The sequence below is a fragment of the Roseivirga seohaensis subsp. aquiponti genome (genome assembly GCF_001267955.1).
Classification (GTDB): Bacteria; Bacteroidota; Bacteroidia; order Cytophagales; family Cyclobacteriaceae; genus Roseivirga; species Roseivirga seohaensis.
This window is the reverse complement of sequence record NZ_JSVA01000007.1, coordinates 118,887-140,211: the sequence shown is the minus strand read 5'-3', so window position 1 is coordinate 140,211 and position 21,325 is coordinate 118,887. Positions and strand designations below refer to the sequence as shown.

At 39.9% G+C, this 21,325-nt stretch carries 12 protein-coding genes; 6 read left to right on the top strand and 6 right to left on the bottom strand.

Annotated elements, in window-relative coordinates; translation table 11 throughout:
* The 3 genes from OB69_RS06235 (at position 1) to OB69_RS06225 (ending at position 6,908) form a co-directional block, all read left to right on the top strand.
* Positions 1–3,897: a DUF2194 domain-containing protein gene (locus OB69_RS06235; RefSeq protein ID WP_157608499.1), complete on the top strand. Its 3,897-nt coding sequence runs from the start codon at positions 1–3 to the stop codon at positions 3,895–3,897.
* A 108-nt stretch (positions 3,898–4,005) separates the two neighbouring features.
* The gene (locus OB69_RS06230; protein ID WP_053222844.1) at positions 4,006–4,335 is read left to right on the top strand and encodes a PadR family transcriptional regulator; all 330 of its coding nucleotides are present in this window, start codon (positions 4,006–4,008) and stop codon (positions 4,333–4,335) included.
* A complete protein-coding gene (locus OB69_RS06225; RefSeq protein ID WP_053222843.1) occupies positions 4,332–6,908 on the top strand; it encodes an ABC transporter permease in 2,577 nt (858 codons plus the stop codon). The genes OB69_RS06230 and OB69_RS06225 overlap by 4 nt, the downstream gene beginning before the upstream one ends.
* Positions 6,909–6,973: 65 nt before the next feature.
* Here the strand turns inward: OB69_RS06225 and OB69_RS06220 are convergent, their stop codons facing one another.
* The gene (locus tag OB69_RS06220) at positions 6,974–7,438 is read right to left on the bottom strand and encodes a hypothetical protein (protein ID WP_053222842.1); all 465 of its coding nucleotides are present in this window, start codon (positions 7,436–7,438) and stop codon (positions 6,974–6,976) included.
* Between the two features lie 230 nt (positions 7,439–7,668).
* Here OB69_RS06220 and OB69_RS06215 point away from each other — a divergent pair, with 230 nt between their 5' ends.
* From OB69_RS06215 to pbpC, 3 genes are all read left to right on the top strand, one after another.
* Positions 7,669–8,049, top strand: coding sequence for a hypothetical protein (locus OB69_RS06215; RefSeq protein ID WP_053222841.1), 381 nt, complete (start codon positions 7,669–7,671; stop codon positions 8,047–8,049).
* Positions 8,050–8,200: 151 nt separating this feature from the next.
* Positions 8,201–13,756 (top strand): alpha-2-macroglobulin family protein, encoded by a 5,556-nt coding sequence (locus OB69_RS06210; RefSeq protein WP_053222840.1) that lies wholly within the window; start codon positions 8,201–8,203, stop codon positions 13,754–13,756.
* 58 nt (positions 13,757–13,814) lie between these two features.
* On the top strand, positions 13,815–16,241 hold the full coding sequence (pbpC, locus tag OB69_RS06205) for a penicillin-binding protein 1C (protein WP_053222839.1): 2,427 nt from the start codon (positions 13,815–13,817) through the stop codon (positions 16,239–16,241).
* A 35-nt stretch (positions 16,242–16,276) separates the two neighbouring features.
* On the opposite strand, the gene OB69_RS06200 is transcribed toward pbpC, so the two are convergent.
* From OB69_RS06200 to OB69_RS06180, 5 genes are all read right to left on the bottom strand, one after another.
* Positions 16,277–17,260 (bottom strand): bifunctional methionine sulfoxide reductase B/A protein, encoded by a 984-nt coding sequence (locus OB69_RS06200; RefSeq protein ID WP_053222838.1) that lies wholly within the window; start codon positions 17,258–17,260, stop codon positions 16,277–16,279.
* 37 nt (positions 17,261–17,297) lie between these two features.
* Complete coding sequence (locus OB69_RS18835) at positions 17,298–18,869, bottom strand: TlpA family protein disulfide reductase (protein WP_053222837.1); 1,572 nt, start codon at positions 18,867–18,869, stop codon at positions 17,298–17,300.
* 71 nt (positions 18,870–18,940) lie between these two features.
* Complete coding sequence (locus OB69_RS06190; RefSeq protein WP_053222836.1) at positions 18,941–20,092, bottom strand: glycosyltransferase family protein; 1,152 nt, start codon at positions 20,090–20,092, stop codon at positions 18,941–18,943.
* Positions 20,093–20,938, bottom strand: coding sequence for a UDP-2,3-diacylglucosamine diphosphatase (locus OB69_RS06185; protein ID WP_053222835.1), 846 nt, complete (start codon positions 20,936–20,938; stop codon positions 20,093–20,095). It abuts the gene before it with no gap.
* Positions 20,939–21,065: 127 nt separating this feature from the next.
* Entirely contained in the window at positions 21,066–21,308 is a 243-nt protein-coding gene (locus OB69_RS06180; RefSeq protein ID WP_053222977.1) for an acyl carrier protein, read from the bottom strand.
* Positions 21,309–21,325: the final 17 nt, after the last annotated feature.

Genomic DNA, 21,325 nt, shown 5'->3' with positions numbered 1-21,325 from the left:
TTGAATTGCTACAGAATTATATATCGACCAATTATTCTCTGGGCTCTATTTTTAATAGTAGCCTTGGCGAGTTGTGGTAATTCAGATGAAGCCAAAAGTGGAACAAATCAAAAATCAGTTGCTTTTGAAGCGCTAGAGGAGCCTTTGGTGGTGTATATTCATTTTGCTGGAAGTGAACTGAGTGATTCATACTCAGGCCATATTGGTAAAATAATGGATTATACTAAAATTCCATATAAAGAGCTACCGCTAAAAAAGTTTAATGATTCTCCTATTTTTAAATCTACCCCTAGAGTAATCATAATAGATGGTACAGCTGCGGTAGAGTTAAAAGAACAAGCAATAGACTACTTAGTAGGCTTTGTAGGGGAAGGTGGTACGCTTATTTTCTCAAGTGTTAACGAAGATCAGCGGATGGGTTATCTGTCAGGAATTAAAGAGGATGCCACCTTTGCGTATGATTTAGGAGCTAAAGGTTTTAGGTTTATAAAAAATGTATTACCTGGTTTAGATAGTGCTAGCCTATATGTTAACAAGGAGCATACTGCTTTAGCTAAAGAAAATTTTAAGCCGAATATTAATGTGTTGGCTACAGCTGTCAATGACGAGGAATTCCCTGTCATTTTTGAAAATGTTATTGGTAATGGTCGGGTAATTAACTTTAATACAACTATCAAATTAGAAAGGTCTGATAGAGGGCTTTTGTTTGCGGCTATTTTGAGTGGGTTAGAAGGAACACCTTATCCAGTGGTAAACGTGAGTACTATTTTTATTGATGATTTTCCTAGTCCTACTTATGCTATCAAATCTGAGCCCATTAAGTCAGAATTTGATATTACCCAAGCAGAATTTGTGACTGATGTTTGGTGGCCAGATATGCTTAAGCTGTCAAAGAGGTTTGGAATCGAGTATTCAGCTTACCCAATTTTCAACTATAATGTAATAAAAGACTCACCTTTTCTTTTCGATCAGTGGGATATTCAAAAGACGCAAAGAAACGGAAAACAATTGAGTACTTCGGTGTGGATGAGCAGAGAGGTTCTTCGAAATGGCTTTGAATTAGCCATTCACGGGTATAACCATGAGTCTTTATTGAAAGAGGTTTGGGAAAACCCAGAAAGCATAGAGTCGGCATTTAAGGCGGCTAGAAAAAAATGGACTGTAGATCGACTCGGAGATTATCCCACAAGCTATGTAGCGCCATCAAATTATATTGATAGCATTGGCTTGGTACATTTGAAAAGAGCCATGCCTGAGATTGAATTTATGAGTACTACTTATGAAGGCGAAATTGAAGAAGGAGGCGGAAGAGATTTTGACCCAGATCCGTATGAACCAAGCCTTTTTGATTTTCCTAGAATCACAAGCGGCTATACTTTCAATGATAAAAAGGAGTACATCCATCAGTCGCTTTATTTATACACCGGAATTTGGACGCATTTTATACATCCTGATGATGTGTTTCAACTTCCTACTGAAACCAATAACTCAGCCGGTGAATTTGAATACAGAAATGGAGAAGGATTGAACTGGTACAGAACTTCTGATAATAAGGAAGGGATGTATACTAGATGGGTGTCATACCTTGATAAAGTGAGAACAATACATCCCACCACCAGATTCCTTACAGCAACAGAAGGTGGAAGAATAACGAGAAACTGGAGAAACTCTACTTATGAATACAGTGAAAGCGGAGATTTTTATTCGGTGAGAAAAAGCAGTTCGAATAAATGGAATGATAAAGAGTTTTATTGGTTTGTTTTTGCAACAGAAGAAAACGCAGAGGCTATGGAAAAGGGTTTTTCCAAAGTAGTAGAAACATATACAAAAACAGCTTTTTTCGGTGGTACGCTATTTACTCTTAAAACATCAAAACCTCAACTTTTATTTAACAACGTAAAATGGAAAGAGGCGCCTTTATTTGATTTGTCTGAAGCTAGGGCTATGGCTAATGAAGACTACAGTAGCTACTTATCAGAAAGGGCTACAATAGTTAATGGTTATATAGCTGAAAGTGGTGAAACTGAAAAAACTACAGAGGAGGTTCTGGCTCAATTAACAACCACAGAAGATTCGGTAGCATGGTTTGTCGAAAATAGTCAGTTAGAGCAAGCAACAGTAATCCTTGAAGATAAACTTCTTAAGCAAGCCTCGGTTGATTCGCTAACTTTTACTGATTTTGTGCTCTATTCTGGCTATCAAGAAAAGCCAATGGATGTTTGGAGTTTTATGGAAGAGGTATATCAAGAACAGTCGAAATCCCTAGCCTTAGATTATTTGAACCTCTATTTGAAGAAAGAGTCATTCCCTAATGAAGAGTTAACAGAAAGATGGCTTTATCGGAAAATTTTCTTCAACGCGAAAGATGAATCTGCCATCAAAGATTACTTCACTTTCTTTTACACTACCGAATATGTGTCGCAAATCAAGCAGTTGCTCATTCACTTAAACGAAAACAACCCTACACCTGAAAATTATGCGCGATATATTCAGTTCCTTATAGATTTTGAACTCGAAAATCTTAGTGAAGAATTAATAGGCAAAAGCCCAGAAGAGTTTCCGTTGCTTTGGCCTAAGGCAACTACCATTACTTACACATTTTCAGATGAGGGAAGAATTCAGGAAGCATTATTATGGTCTGATTTCACAGATGAAATTCCAATAAACACGGTGCTTCAATGGTGGATTGAACTCGAAGCTTACAATAAAATGGAAAGCGTTTATAATGAATATATTGTTGATCATCCAGAAGATCAAGAGGCTAAAGCATTTGTGAGTTCTGCTTGGTATGATATAGGGGAATACGAAAGATCAGCTCTTATAGCCAGCCAATTACCTGAAGGAAGCGAGAAAAAAAATGAAATTGAAAAGCGCTTTAATCCAGACGTGATTTACTTCGATGCCGATGTTCAGAAATTTTTGATCGATAGGACTCCTGAGCTTTTTAGCCCAGAAACCCTCCATGCCCTAACGAAAGAGCTTCGTTATAATGAGAATAATTCTGTTGAAGTAAATACAGCTTATGTAGAAGATAACTTCGATCAGTCAGTTTGGGAAAGCAGCGCTACTTTCAACCTAAGAACAGAAAGAGGGAGGCAGCATAGCTTTTCTGTAACTCATGCAAGCGTGTCTGATTTGGTGTTAACAGATGTTGATCCACAAAATTTAGCACACGAGCTTTACGGATTAAGTTACCGTTACCAAACTGCCAATAACCCATCAAAACCATTGTTTAGTGCCGGGGCTGGCTTGCAGAGAGATAATTTCAATAAAATGTTTGTTGAGTTGGAGGCTAGTATTTCGCAGTCAAAAGAAAATGTATTTAAGTCGTTGAGTTTAGACTTTGCACCTGTACAAACAGGTGTGGGTATCTCAAAAGAAATTTATAAGTCTGAAATCATTGGTTACTATGAACGTGGTTCTACCAAGTTTTGGCAATCGAGCTTTGCTTTGGTGGGCAGCTATTATACCAACGGAGGCCTAGAAGGAGCTTTAACCTCTCGTCTGTTTGCCAATTTAAAAAGAGCGAATAAATCCCGATTCTCACCTTTTGCAGAACTATTCGTATCGGCTGCCAATACGAGCCAAGAAAACGGAAACCCTTATTGGATTATCAAGAGTAGGCTTTACGGTGGTGGAGGTATTGCTTGGACATTCGGAGAAAACGAGCGAAAGTTAAAGAGTAGGATAGAAGCAGGTTATTTCTTTGATAGCTATACCGATGGATTTTTGAGAGTAACGGGTAATGTATCATTTCCAATAAAGGAATTCACCTACGTAACCACCCAATTTGAGCTATTTAATCAGTCGCTCTATTATTCTAATGGAGTTCAGCTTGGAATCAAGCATTTCTTAGATCGAAAAAGAAAATACACTTACAAACCTAGGTCTTATTAACCAAACTAGGGCACAGTGACCCTTTAAGGGCTAGTGTTCACTTTTATTTGTTTTACAAATATAGATATTATAGATTTGATCTATATTTGTAGATTAAATAAAATCAAAATGAAGGGCGACAACATTGGTGAACTAGAAGAGCTTGTGCTTTTACTCGTTGGCGTATTGTACGAAGATGCTTACGGAGTTTCTGTTTTGAAAGAAATGAAAGAGCAGACCGGACGTGAAGTTAACATCAGCGCTATTCATGCGGTTTTGAACCGGCTCGAAGAAAAAGGTTTACTCACTTCTGGCATGGGTGGGGCCTCACAAGTTCGGGGCGGAAGAAGAAAGCGTTATTATTCCCTTACATCAACAGGTAGAGCCGTTTTGGATGAGGTCAAATCCATGCGCGACAAACTCTATAATCAACTACCAGCACTCAATTTTTCAGCATGAAAGATTTTGAGCAACCGAAACCACCACGCTGGGCCGACCGCTTTTTAGAGTGGTATTGCAACCCAAAGCTATTAGAGCAAATTCAAGGCGATGTGCATGAACTCTTTTTCTGGCGATTAGAAGAAAGAGGGGTGAAGAGTGCCAAGCGTGCTTTTATTTGGGACATTATTCGCCTATTCCGATGGAAGAATATTAAAAGGAAGTCAAGTCAAACAACTCAATTTAACAACATTGCTATGTTCAAAAACTATTTTAAAATCGGTTGGCGAAATATCCTTCGTCAAAAAATGCCCTCGTTTATCAACATCACAGGGCTCTCTTGCGCCATAGGCTGCTGTTTGGTGGCTTTTATGTTTATCGAACCACGGGTGATTCGAGATCAATTTCATGAAAACGGTAAGAACATCTACTTGGTCGCGCATGAGGCTTTTATTGAAGGTAACTTGGGTAAATACGGGGTTTTTGATTCGAGCCTAGCCAAGGAATTACCGGATAAATTTCCTCAAATAAAACGCAGGACCAGGATGAAAGGCACACAAAATATTTTCCGAATTAAGGATAATATTTTCAGGAGCTATGTAAATTATGTTGACCCCGATTTTCTCAATTCATTCTCTTTTCCTATGGTTTATGGAAGTAAAGATGCACTGAAAGACCCTTCTAAGATTGTGATTGATAGATCTGCCGCCATAAGGTTTTTCGGAGATGAATATCCGATCGATAAGTTGGTGAAAGTCATTTATGACGAAGAAGAAATTAATTTTTCGGTGGGGGGAGTAATCGAAGATGCGCCCAATAACTCTAGCATCAGGCCGGGCTTTCTTATAAGTTACGAGGTGCTGGAAAATAGGGGGCAGACAGCCCAGGCCAATGCCGTAACATTTATAGAATTAGAGAAAGGAACTAATGTATTGGAGCTCGAAAGGTCATTTCAATCAATGGTTTCAGTCCAAAACGGGCTTAAACCTGATGCTCAATACGAGTCGATTTTCCTCGTGCCTTTAGAGTCTATGGCCAAGAGTAACTTAAACGGAGTGCCTGGAGGATCGCCACCTATGGCTCCAATTATATTACTCATCTCCATTGCGGGTTTTATGTTGTTATTGGCCATTTCTAACTATGTGAATATTGCTATTCTAATGGCAACAAGGCGGGTAAAGGAAATAGGAATCCGTAAAACAATAGGCAGTAAACGAACTCAAATAATTGTCCAATTTTTAACGGAAAATCTAATTCTTTGTGCGCTTTCTGTTTTTTTGGGAATTGTTTTGGCCAGAGGGCTTTTTATGCCTTGGTTTAATGAAATGTCTGGCGGAACTATCTCGCTCAATTTATTTTCCAACCGAAATTTATGGCTCTTTTTAGGGTTACTCTTATTAGTGGTTACTTTCCTTTCAGGATTTTATCCTGCAGTATATATCTCAAAATACAAGCCTTCTGTCATTTTTAGTGGTAAGGAAAAGCTCGGGAAAAAATGGGGTTTTTCGGGTGCACTAATTACGTTTCAATTGGTATTGTCAATCATCACAATTGTAGGTGGAATCATGTTCGTTCGAACCAATAATATGCAAAAAAGGATAGAGTGGGGCTTTGATAAGGAAGACAAAATTTTAGTGAATATTCCAAGTTCAGAAGTCTATCCAGAATTATTGAATAAAATGATGTCTATACCTGGGGTTGAAGAAGCCGTTGCAACAAATGCAGCGTTAGGTGAGGCTTATGGCAATACTGAATTTTACTTGGGTGATAAAAAGAACCGAGCTTCGTTTCTATCTTGTAGTGCTAAGTATCCGCAGTTTATGGGCTTAGAGCTACATGAAGGAAGGTTTTTCGACCCTGAACTGATTAGTGATTCACAGTCTTCGGTAATGGTTAATTATAAATTTGCCGAACATTACGGTATTCGAATTGATGATCTAATTCAAATTGATAGTGTTTTTCATAAGGTGGTGGGTGTATTGAATGATTTCACCTATCAAGGCTTGAGTGACAAAATAGAGCCCATAATTATAAAGGCCAAACCCGATTCTGAATTGAATTATCTTACATTAAAAGTTTCGGCAGGTACTGAAATGGAAATGGAAGATAAAATTAAACAAGCATGGGTGGATGTAGTACAGAATAAGCCATATATAGGCTTTTTACAATCTAGGATTTTTGATTCTGGTTCTGAAGATAGCAGAGGGTTGAAAAACACTATGTTATTTACATCTACCCTCGCTACAATTCTTGCGGCCATGGGGATTTTTGGTTTAGCATCTTTAAGCATCGCATCAAAAATGAAAGACATAGGTATTAAAAAAGCTTTAGGGGCTAATTTGATACAACTTACTAAATCTGTCTATCTAAAATTCGGTATCATGTTATCCATAGCAGTGGTAATTGGAAGTACGTTAGCAGTATTTATCATTGGGATATTTCTAGATGAGGTTTATGCCTATCACGATCCTGTAAACTTTATTCCATTGTTTTTTGCAGCTGCTATTTTGACAATTGTAGTTTTCCTAACGGTCACTACTCAAATAGGTAAGGTAAAGAAAATGAACCCTGCTGAAACTTTAAGAATGGACTGATAAAACAAAAACGGGCTTTGATCTAATATTAATCAAAGCCCGTTTTAATTTTCTGTAATAAGAGATTAGTTGCCTTCACTACCAACCTCAATTAAGGTTTTCATGTCTTTGGTCCCCATTCTTTTCATGGTTATTTCACCATCTTTAAACTCCATCACCACTATAACAGAAACCTTCTGTTGCATTCTTGGCCATTTAAGGTTGTCGTTAATACTGCTGATAAGGTTCATTTTTTTGGTTTTAATATTGGTTTCATTTCTAATGCTCATCAAGCAGCTAGTACCTCTATTGTCCACCAAAACCTGAAACCCAAGAATTCCTTCAGCATTCTTTTTTGTCTTTTCATCCCAAGAGGCTGTAACCACTTCAATGATTTTTTCATTATCAAGTTTCGCAAGTATCTCATCGGTTTCATAAACAAATTGATCCAAATAGCAATTATCAACTACATCTGGAAAAACATGCTGCGCAAAGGCTTGATGAGAAAAGCAGAAGCACAGCAGAAGAAAAAATAGTCTGATCGTTTTCATGCCTACTAAGTTAGCAAAATGAGGTAAATCTTTCTGGCTGAATTTTTTTAAAGAATTATTTCCTCAACGATACTCAAATTTGGTAATGCGAAAATTGATCGTTGTTCTGACATCAATTTCAACTCATTCGAACAAGCACCAGCTTTTTTTAAAATTAAAAATACGATAATGAATTTTATAGAATATAATATGCATATTAAATATTACATTTGTTACATTTAATATGATGTATGAAGAAGATTAAGATTCATATCTGTAATAATAAAAGAGCATGGTTTACTCCTAAAGGTAGGTTGTGGCATGTAGAGGACAAAGGCGTTCAGCTCTCTTATAGAACTATTGAAGAGATGCTTAGAACTCATCCTGAGTTTGCATCAATTCCAGAGATACAAGCATCTGTTGATAGGCGTATTGAAAAAGCGAAGAGAAAAAAAGATTATCTAGTAAGAAAGGAATCAAAAAGGATTGAACTTGAGGCAACTCCAAAAATTAAAACAGAAAAAATGGTAACCTGTTATTATTGTTTTGGTACCGGAGAGACTGGCTTGGGAATGCCCTGTACTAACTGTAAAGGTAAAGGAGGGTATTTAGTAACCGCTAAAGGTTTTTGAGAGATTATTCAAGACTAATAAATCGGTTTTATTTTTCTAATCTTTTCATTTACACGCAATAAATTCATGATTCTTAGTTATCTATTTGGAGCGGTAATTTTTATATTGAACCATCAGCGTTCCAATCTCTTACTGTCTTAATTAAATTGAAATGTCATTATCCAAAACCTCTCTTTTGGCTGCCTTGTTGTGCCTGTTTTTTGTCGCCTCTTGTAGTGATAAGAAAACCCCAATAGATCAGCTTAATAAGCAAGCCGATCAAGCCTTTTCGGCTTATGTTTCATCTTATACTTCTGGAAAAGTATCTACACGCTCAACCATTATGGTGCGTTTGGTAGAACCCGTAACGGATGCCCAGTTAAGTACAGATCCTACTTCGCTTTTTCAGTTCACACCAAGTATTTCTGGTAAAGGCCGTTGGGTAGGAAATAATGTTGTAGAATTTCAACCTTCATCTCCTCTTAAATCAGGCACTTTGTACAACGGAACGCTAAAGTTGAGCAGCCTGAAGGAAGTAGAGAAAGAACTCAATAATTTCAATTTTGGATTTGAAACGATCAGTCAAAATTTCGATTTAGAAATAGAACAAATTGCCTCAGATACCGAAGATGCAATGCGTAAGCAAGTTATTGAAGGGCAGTTCAATACTGCTGATTTTGCCGACTCTGCTGCTGTGGTGAAGGCAGTGTCGTTCAAACAGCCAGGCGGTAACCTTTCAGTACAATGGGAAATTGATAAAGCAAACGGCACTACACACAGGTTTAAAGTACAAGGAGTTGAAAGAAAGGAACAAGCTACAGAGGTTGAAGTGACAGTAGATGGTGGCAGTTTGGGGGTGGATCGGGATTCGCGAACGGTGGTGCCCGTGGCTGTTCTTGGCGATTTTGAGGTGTTAGATGTTAAAGTGGTAAAAACAGGCGACCCTTATGTTTTGGTCAGTTTTTCCGATCCTTTGAAAGAGGACCAAGATCTAACGGGGTTAATTACTGTAGAAGGTCAAAATGATCTTCGCTATACTATTGATGGCAATAATGTAAGGGTCTATGTGGCGCCTGACATTTCTGGTGTTAAGATGGTTAGGAGTTTTCCAGGCATTCGTAACCTCATGGATTTTAGAATGAAAAAGCTCTCTCAAAACTCCGTAAGTTTTGAACAGCTAAAACCTTCATTAAAACTCAATGCAAAAGGTACTATTCTACCCAGTACCGATGGCCTCATTCTTCCTTTCGAAGCCGTGAACTTGAATGCAGTAGACGTAACCGTAATCAAAATATATGAGCGCAATGTGTTGCAATTTCTTCAGGTAAACGAATTCGATGGGAATGAGCAATTGCGCAGGGTTGGGAAACCAGTTTTGCAAAAACGTATTCCGCTTAACGAATCGGGAGTGTTTGATTTAGGGAAGTGGAATCGTTTTACGCTTGACTTGAATGAGCTTATTCAAACCGAACCAGGAGCCATTTACCAAGTACGAATCAACTTCAGAAGGCCATATTCTACTTTTGGCTGTGCCGCACCAGCAGATGAAACACCAGTACTAACAGGGCAAATTCCAGAAGACAATTGGGACGCTTATTCTGGCGACAATGACGGTGCGTACGATAGTTATTACGATTACAACTATGGTAGAAACTACAACTGGCAGGACCGTGATAATCCATGTACAGATTCCTATTACGTGGGTAACAATAGAATGGTAAGTAAGAATATTTTGGCGTCAGACTTAGGGATGATTGCTAAAATTGGGAACAATAGAAAACTGACGGCCTTTGTTACTGATTTGAAAACCACTAAGCCAATTTCGGGTGTTTCTGTAGATGTTTATGACTTTCAGGAAGAGAAGATTGCTACTGTAACTACCGATGGTCAAGGTAAAATTGAAACGGACTTATTGAGGAAACCATTTTTATTGGTAGCCAACCGAGGGGCGGAGCGCGGTTATTTAAAACTTTCAGATGGGCTTTCACTCTCCATGAGTAATTTCAATACAGGTGGCGCTCGAGTAGAAAGAGGGTTAAAAGGCTTTATGTATGGCGAAAGAGGTGTTTGGCGTCCGGGCGATGATATTTATTTAAACTTTATTTTAGAAGATAAAGAAAACAATCTGCCAGATGACCACCCAGTCGTTTTTGAGTTAATCGATCCATCTGGAAATACAAAGCAGCGTATTGTGAGAACGCAGTCTGTGGATGGCTTTTACGATTTCAAAACCCAAACTGCCGACACAGACCCAACGGGCAACTGGACAGCAAAGGTAAGCTTAGGTGGTGCGGAGTTCACCAAACGTGTAAAGGTGGAAACAGTTAAGCCTAACCGACTTAAGATTGATTTGGATTTCGGAGTAGACAGGCTAACTGCTGCAACTACGTTTGTGTCGGGCGACTTGAATGTGAAATGGCTTACGGGCGCAGCTGCAAGAAACCTAAAAGCCGAATTCGACCTTTATTTGAACCCTGTCACGACTACTTTTAAAAACTTCCCTAATTATTCATTTGATGATGAAGCAAAGAATTTCAACCAACAACCCACTCAGGTTTTTTCTGGAGAGGTTGACGCTTCTGGTCACTCAAAAGTGAACTTGAAAATTGGCTCAGAATTAAATTCTCCGGGGGCTGTAATGGCCACTTTTAAAGGAAAGGTATACGAGCCGGGAGGTGATTTCAGTATCGATCAATTCAGTATTCCATTTTATCCCTACACTTCATTTGTTGGAGTGAAAAAGCCAGAGGGTGACAGAAGAGGACAATTGGTTACGGGCAAATCACATCAAATGAGCGTAGTAACGGTGGATTCCGAAGGAAATACGATTGACAGAAAAGGATTGACTTTTGAAGTTTACAAATTAGGCTGGCGCTGGTGGTGGGACGGTGGCCAAAACGATATCGCCAATTACGTAGGCGCCAATTACAACAAACCAGTAATGACCAAAACGGTGAACGCTACGGGAGGCAAAGCAACGGTAGATGTTAATATTGGCGACCGTGAGTGGGGACGCTATTACATTCGTGTAACAGATCCCGTTTCTAAACATTCCACTGGAACAATCGCCTACTTCGATTGGCCGGGTTGGGCAGACGACAATAACCGTCCGGGAGGCGCTTCTCTTTTAGCCTTTTCTACCGACAAAGAAGATTACAATATTGGCGAAAAAGTGAAAATCAATATTCCGTCAAACTCAGAAGGAAGAGCATTGGTAAGCGTGGAGAATGGCAGCAAGGTAGTTGCCTCCTATTGGGTAGAAACTGGTAAAGGAGAAACGGCATTTGAGTTTGCTACTACCGAAGAAATGGTGCCAAACGCTTATGTGAACACCACACTTTTACAGCCTCATGCACAAACCAGAAACGATTTGCCTATCAGGCTGTATGGCGTAGTGCCAATAAATGTAAGCAACCCAAAAACCAAACTGAATCCTGAAATTTCATTACCGAATGTACTGGAGCCAGAATCGGATGTAACGGTGAAGGTGAGCGAAAAAGAAGGTCGTGCAATGACTTATACTATTGCGGTGGTAGACGAAGGATTACTTGATATCACCCGTTTTGGTACGCCAGACCCATGGTCGAATTTTTATGCGCGTCAGGCTTTGGGCGTAAAAACTTGGGATTTATTCGATGATGTAACGAATGCCTATAATGGAGAGCTGACCCGATTATTAGCCCTCGGTGGTGATGGTACGAACGCTAAACCAGAGAGTGCAAAAGCCAATCGTTTCAAGCCAGTGGTAAAACATTTAGGGCCTTTTAGGTTGGAAGCGGGGAAGACCGCTTCGCATACTTTTAAAATGCCGAATTATGTAGGCTCTGTGCGCACCATGGTGGTAGCAGGAAAAAACGGTGCATATGGAAAAGCAGAAAAAGCAACGCCAGTACGCAAACCATTGATGGTTTTGGGTACGCTGCCAAGAGTAATTGGCCCAGGCGAAAAAGTGAAGTTACCAGTGAGCGTTTTTGCCATGGAGCCATCGGTGAAAGAGGTGAAGGTTTCTGTGAAGGGAAATGCCTTATTGAAAACCATTGGTTCAGGACAACAGTCATTGACTTTTAATGAAATTGGAGATCAGATCATAGATTTTGAATTGGAGGTAAGTGAAACATTAGGCATTGGTGCTGTTGAAATTGTGGCAACATCAGGAAATGAAACTGCAACTTATAAAGTGGAAATTGATGTACGAAGCCCTAATCCACCTGCTACCGATGTAATTGCCAAGGCACTTCAAGCTGGGGAAAGCTGGAATCAGTCTTTCGAGCAAATGGGAATGGCGGGTACGAATAAGGTACAGCTCGAACTTTCCGTCATTCCTCCAATCAACCTTGGAAAGCGCTTGAATTACTTAATTAGCTACCCGCATGGTTGCATAGAACAAACTACTTCCGCAGTTTTTCCTCAACTCTTTTTAGGAGACATTATGGAATTGACGGCTGATAGAAAAGCTGAAATTGAAAGAAACATCAAAGCGGCCATTGATGGAATGTCGAAGTTTCAAACGAGTGAAGGAGGTTTCTCTTATTGGCCCGGCCAAAGCGATGACAATGACTGGGGTACAAACTATGCTGGTCATTTCTTGATGGAAGCCAAGGATAAGGGTTATAACATTCCTTCCAACTTACTGAGAAACTGGACAAAATTTCAAAGTAGAAAGGCTAAGAATTGGATGCGTCATGGCCGATACAACGATGATTTAATGCAAGCTTACCGATTGTATACTTTGGCTTTAGCACAAAGCCCTGAGTTGGGTGCTATGAACCGTTTAAGGGAAGATAATAGTCTTTCGCTGGAAGCGAAATGGAGATTAGCGGCAGCTTATGCGGTGGCAGGAAAAGTAAATGTGGCGAAAGAACTAATTGCTTCAGAGCCGAAGGTGTCCACACCTAAATCGAACTACTATTATTACGGTTCTCAAACCCGCGACAATGCCATGATTTTAGAGACTTTGGGCTTGCTTAAAATGCAAAACGAGGGCATGACATTGTTAAGGACTGTAGCCGATGATTTAAGTGATGACCGTTGGATGAGCACACAAACAACGGCTTACTCGTTACTTTCAGTCATCAAGTTTTCGGGAGTAGATAAAACTTCGAAAGGCTTAGAAGCTTCTTACGTTTTGAACTCAGGTTCGAACCAAAGTATAGAGACGGCCAAGCCTGTGAAGTTGATTGATGTGCCTGTGGATGGAGCAAAAGCTGGTGCGGTTAAAGTAGAGAATAAGGGCGAAGGAGTGCTCTTTGCCAGAGTTATTAAAACGGGTCAGCCCTTAGCTGGAAATGAAACTGCGGCTTCAAGTGGTCTGACAGTAAAAGTGACTTATGTAGACCGTAATGGACAGAGCGTGGATCCGAGCAGTTTAAGTCAAGGTACAGATTTCTTTGCTGAAGTTTCAGTGTTCAACCCCGGAACGAGAGGGGTTTATGAGAATCTTGCCTTGAGCCAAGTGTTCCCTTCAGGTTGGGAAATTTTGAATGAACGACTGAATGAAATTCCGGGTGCTACCACTTCGCAGAACTATACTTATCAAGATATTCGGGACGATAGAGTTTACACTTATTTTGACTTAAGACCTAACGAGAGAAAGCTGTTTAAGGTAGCTCTGAATGCAACCTATGCAGGGCGTTTTTACTTGCCGGCTGTTGGAGTCCAAGCCATGTACGACAACACCATTAATGCGCGCGTGCCTGGTCAATGGGTAGAAGTAAAGCGAGTGAATTAAGTACATATCACATTAGACCCGACAGGTTTTTAAAATCTGTCGGGTCTTACCTCACCGAATGAAAAAACAGATCAAAAAATATCGTTATCCAATCGTGGTGCTTTTCGTGCTATTGTCGGCTGCGTATTATGTCTGCTTGCCTAAAACACTTTTTAACGATCCATACGCAACTGTACTCAATGCCGAAAATGGAGAAATGCTTTCTGCTCGAATTGCCAGAGACGGCCAATGGCGGTTTCCAGAAGTAGATTCCATTTCTGATAAATATGAGGCAGCTTTACTTACTTTCGAAGATCAATATTTCTATCGCCATCCCGGGGTAAATCCTTTGGCCATGGGCCGGGCCATGGTTCAGAATTTAAAAGCTGGATATGTGGTGAGTGGAGGCAGTACCTTATCCATGCAGGTGATTCGCATGTGCCGAAAGGGGAAGTCGCGCAACATATATGAAAAGTTGGTGGAAATGATTCTGGCCACCCGGCTTGAACTTCGGTATTCCAAAAAAAGCATTTTGAAACTGTATGCTTCGCACGCCCCTTTTGGAGGAAATACGGTGGGGATTGAAGCGGCCTCATGGCGCTACTTTGGCAGAAGGGCCAACGATTTAAGCTGGGCCGAAGCCGCATTGTTGGCAGTGCTTCCCAATCAGCCTTCATTGCTATACCCCGGAAGAAATACGGCTCCTTTAAAAGCCAAACGCGATCGCCTTTTAGATAAAATGTATGATGAAGGCTTTTTTGATGAAACCAGCCTTGAATTGGCTAAAGACGAACCCATTCCTTCTAAACCTAATGATATTCCAATTGAAGCTTTGCACTTGCTAGATAAAGGCGTCAAGGATGGAAAGGAAGGCCAAAGGTTGCAAACTACGCTAGATGCGCATTTGCAGAGGCGTGTAGACCGAGTGGTGAAAAACCATAATGCATTATTGAGGCTCGATGGAATTGAAAATGCTTCGACCATTGTGTTGGATGTTCGTAGTAATACAGTGAAGGCCTATATAGGAAATGTGTATGAGGAAGGTACATCGTCAACTGGCCAACAAGTAGATGTGATTCAAGCGCCAAGGAGCACAGGCAGTTTGCTCAAACCCATTCTGTATGCTTCTCTGTTAGATGAGGGGTTGATGTTGCCAAAATCGCTTTTGCCTGATGTGCCTGTGTATTTCAAGAACTTCGTACCAAAGAATTTTACCCGCGAATACGATGGTGCTGTCCATGCTGATATGGCACTGTCGAGGTCGCTTAATATTCCCGCAGTTCATATGCTTCAAGATTATGGCTATCCGCGTTTCCATGAAAAACTGAAAGATTTAGGAATGACAACGCTTACCCAGCCTGCTAGTCATTATGGCCTGTCAATGATTCTGGGCGGTTCTGAAGGCACTCTTTGGGACTTGACGAATATTTATGCAGGAATGGCGCGTACGCTCACACAGTTTAATGGGCGGGCTCCCGAAAAGCATTATGAGAAAAGTGATTTTGAATTTGCGAATTATGATGGTGCAAATTCAAAAGTTCAACCTTCATTGTTGAGTGAAAAAGGTGTTCCTAAAAAACAGCCAACTGAAAACATTGAACTGAGTAACAATAAACAACTCAGTGCTTCTTCCATTTGGTTTACTTTTAAAGCCATGCTGGAAGTGTATAGACCGGGTGATGATGCGCAATGGAAACTGTATTCTAGCGCCAAGAAAATAGCCTGGAAAACTGGGACAAGCTTTGGTTATCGAGACGGTTGGGCAATAGGTGTGACCCCCGAATATGTAGTAGGCGTTTGGGTAGGGAATGCCGATGGCGAAGGACGACCTGGACTCACGGGTATTCAAGCCGCTGCGCCAATTCTCTTCGATATTTTTGATGTGCTGCCTGAAACTACTTGGTTTAACCCGCCTATGGCTGAAATGGCATATGCACCAGTAGATCGTCAAAGTGGTTATTTGGCTTCATCCTATTCCATTCAAGTGGATACCGTTTTAATTCCAAAGGCTGGGCTGAATACCATGGCAAGCCCTTTTCATCAAAGGGTACACCTTGATAAAACCAGAAATTACCGTGTAAACTCAGATTGCGAGCCAGTGGTAGATATGATCAGCACCAATTGGTTTGTCCTTCCTCCTAAACAAGCACTGTATTATAAAAAGCGTAATCCAACCTATCAAGAACTTCCTCCTTTACGGAGCGATTGCTTTGGTGAAAGCTTGAATATGGAAGTGATGGATATGGTATATCCAGAACCCGATGCGCAGGTGTATATTCCCATAAATCTAGAAGGCGAAAGGGAACAAGTGGTGTTTGAGGTGGCTCATCGTAAACCCAATAGCCAGTTGCATTGGCATTTAAATGATGTCTATTTAGGTACCACTCAAGGGAATCATGTTCTCGCCTTAACACCACCAGCGGGTGAACACATCATTACTGTGGTTGATGAAGAAGGGCATCGGTTGTCACGAAATTTTACAGTGTTGGAAAAGGTAGGGAAGTAAAAAAGGCTCCACTTATTAAAGTGAAGCCTCGATATTTATACTTCTTCTTTCAGCCTGTCTTTAAACATGCTCCGTAGTTTCTGAACTTTTGGATCAATTACAGCCCTGCAATATGGTTGACTTCCATTCTCGTTGTAATAATTTTGATGGTAATTTTCGGCTGGGTAATAGGCTCCAAGCGGACTGATTTCTGTTACAATAGGATCGTCAAAGTAACCCTTCATTTCCTCCTTTACAGCTTCTGAGGTTTGTCTTTCATCTTCGTCTTGATAAAAAATTACAGACCTGTATTGTGTTCCTTGGTCATATCCCTGTCTATTTAAAGTAGTAGGGTCGTGAGTAGAAAAGAAAATACGAAGTAAATCGGCATAAGGTAGAATCTCTGGGTTGTAGGTAATTTTAATCACTTCCGCATGTCCCGTTCTTCCTGTTCCAATTTCTCTGTAAGTTGGGTTCTTAATCGTTCCGCCAGAGTAGCCCGATTCTACTTTTTCTACTCCTTTTACGCGTTGAAAAACAGCTTCGGTACACCAAAAACAGCCGCCACCTAAAATGGCTGTGGCTTCGGTTTTGTCTTCTTCAATCAATTTCATCGAAGCTGAATTAATGCAATAGCGTAATCCACTTGGCGCAGGCCCATCAGGAAAAACATGACCTTGATGAGCATCGCAAGTATTGCACATTACTTCCACACGCACCATTCCATAAGACGTGTCTTTTTCGTACTTAATGGCATTTTCTTTTACGGGTTGTGTAAAACTTGGCCAGCCAGAACCAGATTCAAATTTTAATCTGGAATCGAATAGGGGAGTGTCGCAGCAAACGCAACCATATAGTCCTGGTTCGTGGCGTTCGCAGAATTCACCAGTTCCTGCCCTTTCGGTGCCTTTTAATCTGGCAATTTGAAATTGTGATGGAGTTAAAATGGCTTTCCATTCTTCCTCTGTTTTTTCTACCCTTCTGTCGGGGGCTGGGCTGCCGTTGTTGGCAAATTTGATTACGTCAATCCAAGTAAGCATATATTCCTTTCTGATTTCGAGGGTAGAACACAAATGTCTACTTCGAGGTTTCAATATACTTCATAAGTTCTGCTTTTAGCACTTTGCTTTGGCTCGGTCGAGGGGCATTATTGTTTACCAGCTTACCTTTGGAGTCATAAATCATGTACCGAGGAATTGAAGGAATATTAAGCTCTTCCATTTTAGTAGTGTAGCCCGCATTGTCTATTCTGAAATGTAAACCCTCATTTAACTCAAGCCTTTCCATGGTCTTTTGCCAAGGCCTGTCTGTTCTATCACTTGAAAGGTAGATGTAAACAATATTGTCATTTGCTAAATCCTTCTGCAATTGCTTAGAACTCGGCATTTCGTTAATGCAAGGCCCACACCAACTAGCCCAGTAATCTATATAGAGTACTTTGCCCTTGTGTGATGTAATCAATGCTTCAAGGGAAGTTACTTTTCCTGCCTTGTCTACAAGTTCAAGATCGTCATCTATTTTGAATTTGATATTGAACTTCTTCACTAAAAAATCAACCATTGCCGAGTCCTGATAATCATTTTTGAACTTGTTCAGGTATTCCCAACGCTTTTCAATGGGGAAGTAACCTGCATCTTGGAATAGCTTTTCTATATAAGCGAATTGTAGTTTTTTCTTTTCAATAGCTGTGAGTTGAGAGGATACTTGCACAGAATCATAGGCCTGAGGGTAATTTGTAATTCGACCGCCTGCTGTTTCTGTTTTGTATTCGTATTGACTCACTTTTGAGCTGAATTCTATTGAAGTTGAATAATGAAAAAAGGAAGCATAGGCTGAGTTGTATAATAATGAATCACCTCTTTTAGTGCGGATGTCAGGAAATCGGTTTTCAAGATCTTGAGTGACAGCTTTTAGAGACGTGAATTTTGGGTTTTCCACTCCTTTCTTATTCAATGGTGATGCTTGAAGGTACAAAAGTTGAAAGTAGATGTTTTGAAGTCTGTATTGAAATTGATCATTGCCGATTTTTTGCTCTGCCTTCAGCGCTTCTAATATTGTATATTCTCTTTCTATCTCTAGAGGGATGTTTTTTAATGTCATTTGATCTATCTTTTTCATGAAAGAGCTGTAGTCATCTATATTCATATCCTTTGCTCTATAATGAAGTAGGATAGGCATCTTAGCAATATCCAATGCTGTGTATTCATCAAGAGCAATACTATCTCTTTCAACCAAACTGAAATTAGTCACGGTATAATCTTCTTGGCGATTTATGACCTTAGCAATTGGCTTGATGTCCGAATAATTAAAGACAATGGAATCGCCATTCTGAAACAAGTATTTGAGCTCGTCAACTCCTTTGTACATCAACCTTATTTCAACCAAGTCACGTTTGCTTTCGACAATCACGGTGTCCGACTCTGCTCCAATGTTCAGGTGCAGTCGCTGTTCAATCATATGGTCATCTAAGAATTGAATTTCGTCACCATTTTGAGAGCCGATTTGATTTCGATAAGAGCCATTTTGAACAGGTTTATTGAAGATAAGGACTATTTGATTCGTTGGTTCTTTCCCGGCTTCCTTGGAGGTGTTAGTAGGTGAGCAGCCAAAAAATATGAATAGCGCAGAGAGGAATATGAGTTGTTTCATAATACAATATATGTAATATATTGTATTATGAAGAGTAGATTCTTGAATGAAAATTGATTATATCATTCTGTTTAATTGTCGGTAGAGATAGTGAATAGTCTGGGAATAGCAGGTGTGAAATTAAGTATAAGGCTCCGACTTGGGGTCACTGGTGCTTCGAGTGCTTCAAGAATGATTGTTTTATTCAGCCCCACCCAATGTTTAAAATCAGTTGACTCTTTTGTGTGTGTAGAGAGGTGCTTTAAGAATGGATCTAGCACAAACTGGTGGTTGGCGATTCCAGCACCAGCTTTTACGGCATCCAATGCATTACAGGCTTGCTCATATTGGTTTTCAACGGGCACCATCATTACTGGCTTACCTAAATACATGGCCTCGCAAATAGACTCAAAGCCTGCCGTAGAAACGTAGCCCAAACAATCTTTCATAAAGCTCAAAAACTTTTGGTCATTAATATGATGGAAGGTGATGTTTTTCCATGGTGACCATTCATCTTTTTGCTCTAAGTTATCCCAAAAGCAATGCAGTCGAATTTTCTTGTTCTGTTTGTGCCATTCCATTAAGTCATAAGCATAGCCGGGGTTTACTACATAGGCCAAAATGAAATCTCCTTTGCTCGGAGTTAGGTTGAATATTTCTTCCCTCAGTAGAGGAGGAACAATGGTTAATGTTTTAGAATCAGGTTTAATGTCGCGAAATGATAAGGCGATTTTCTTATGGGTATTGAGTGATGTCAGTTTGTTTGTAAGCAGAAAACACCGTTTTTGAAGTGGAGAGCCTTCGGCAAATGGAAAAGAACGGTCTTCGGCCAAATACTGATGGGCAATACAGATTCTTTTTACTTTCGGCTTATAAATTCCAAAATACATACCCGCGAGTATATCATAGAAGTTAATAATAACATCGGGCTTTTCCCTTTTTACAATCTGGTTGATTTTTCTGAGTTGGCTCAAAAACTGCGGAATATTTAAGCCATTAACTAGCCCTGTTTTCCATAAGTTGATGGACTTTTTTCCTTTGTCATAAAAAAAGTTTGGGCTAACGACTGTATGGACTTTTGTATCGGATTTTTGCTGGAAATAAGCAGGTACCTCACGTCTTTTGTTGGTGCCAATAATCATGGAAGTTACTTCATGGCCGGCTTCTGTCAGTATTTGCGATAAAGCTAGCGCTTGAGTCATATGGCCGCGTCCTTCACCTTGTATTATAAAGAGTGCTCTCATTTATCCGATTTCAGTTTTTGGACTAATTCCTACTGGTCCGAATAGGCCAGTTATTTCTATAGGTTTGCTTTTTAAAGCCTTTGATTCTTTCTGCTTCTTTTCTGCTTTTTGGGTTTCAGAATAATAGACAAGACTCCATTCTCCATTAAAATCTTCGACTAAGGCAGTGAGTGATTCTACCCAATCTCCAGAGTTGAGATAAGTAATGCCGTCAATTTCTTTTATGGCCGGTTGGTGAATATGTCCACAGATAATGCCATCACATTCTCGGTATTTGGCCATGGCAGAAAGTTGCTCTTCGTAATCATCAATGTATTTTATGGCTTGTTTTACTTTGCCTTTTACTGCCTGAGAAAGAGAAAAGTAAGGAAGCCCTTTTTTAACTCTTCGATAGTTGTATTGTCGGTTTAGCCATAAAAGAAAAGTGTAGCCCACATCGCCAAGCTTAGCGATCCATTTAAACTGGCGTGTAATAGAATCAAAAATATCTCCGTGAACAATCAAGAACTTCTTCCCACAGGATTCATATACCATTTCTCTTTTAATGGTCAAATTACCCATTGTGAAGGGGAGAATTTGATCTAGGAAATCGTCATGATTGCCACGAAGGTAGGTAACCTTAGTGCCCTCTTGTTCAATCATCTTGAGAATGCAGGTAAAAAAGCGAGTGTGCTTTCTTTTCCATTGGCCGGATTTTTTGAGTTGCCAGCCGTCAATAATGTCTCCGTTGAGTATCAAGTTTTCACATTGATACTGTTTTAGAAATCTGACAAGTTCTTTAGACTTTGAGCCTTTGGTGCCTAGGTGAACATCAGAAATAACAATGGTTTTGCAGTTATTCTTCACGGGTTAAAGGGGTATGACTCAATTAACAAATTGAGTTTGACTCCATTGTCACCGTGGTTTTACGGAATTAATATTTAAAGGAGGGATGAGATGTTTTTTGGTAATACAGGCTTAACCTGACCGTAGGCTAATTTTGGTTTACCTTTTTTTGGATATACTCTACTGTTTGTCCAACCGTTTGCAACTTCTCAGCATCGCTGTCCGGAATTCTGATCTCAAAAGTCTGTTCAAATTCCATTACGAGTTCAGCATAGTCCAACGAGTCTATACCTAAATCTTTAATAAAGTTTGCGTCAATTGTAGCTTCAGTAGGCGCTATACCTATTTTATCGACTAGAATTTTTGTGATTTTTTCTTGAATCTCACTCATTGGTTGGTCTCTAAAGG

What these genes read in the sequence shown, in the direction of transcription:
- OB69_RS06230 (WP_053222844.1), top strand. Translation starts at nt 4,006, where the DNA reads ATGAAGGGCGACAACATTGGTGAACTAGAAGAGCTTGTGCTTTTACTC.
- OB69_RS06225 (WP_053222843.1), top strand. Translation starts at nt 4,332, where the DNA reads ATGAAAGATTTTGAGCAACCGAAACCACCACGCTGGGCCGACCGCTTT.
- OB69_RS06220 (WP_053222842.1), bottom strand. Translation starts at nt 7,438, where the DNA reads ATGAAAACGATCAGACTATTTTTTCTTCTGCTGTGCTTCTGCTTTTCT.
- OB69_RS06215 (WP_053222841.1), top strand. Translation starts at nt 7,669, where the DNA reads ATGAAGAAGATTAAGATTCATATCTGTAATAATAAAAGAGCATGGTTT.
- OB69_RS06210 (WP_053222840.1), top strand. Translation starts at nt 8,201, where the DNA reads ATGTCATTATCCAAAACCTCTCTTTTGGCTGCCTTGTTGTGCCTGTTT.
- pbpC (WP_053222839.1), top strand. Translation starts at nt 13,815, where the DNA reads ATGAAAAAACAGATCAAAAAATATCGTTATCCAATCGTGGTGCTTTTC.
- OB69_RS06200 (WP_053222838.1), bottom strand. Translation starts at nt 17,260, where the DNA reads ATGCTTACTTGGATTGACGTAATCAAATTTGCCAACAACGGCAGCCCA.
- OB69_RS18835 (WP_053222837.1), bottom strand. Translation starts at nt 18,869, where the DNA reads ATGAAACAACTCATATTCCTCTCTGCGCTATTCATATTTTTTGGCTGC.
- OB69_RS06190 (WP_053222836.1), bottom strand. Translation starts at nt 20,092, where the DNA reads ATGAGAGCACTCTTTATAATACAAGGTGAAGGACGCGGCCATATGACT.
- OB69_RS06180 (WP_053222977.1), bottom strand. Translation starts at nt 21,308, where the DNA reads ATGAGTGAGATTCAAGAAAAAATCACAAAAATTCTAGTCGATAAAATA.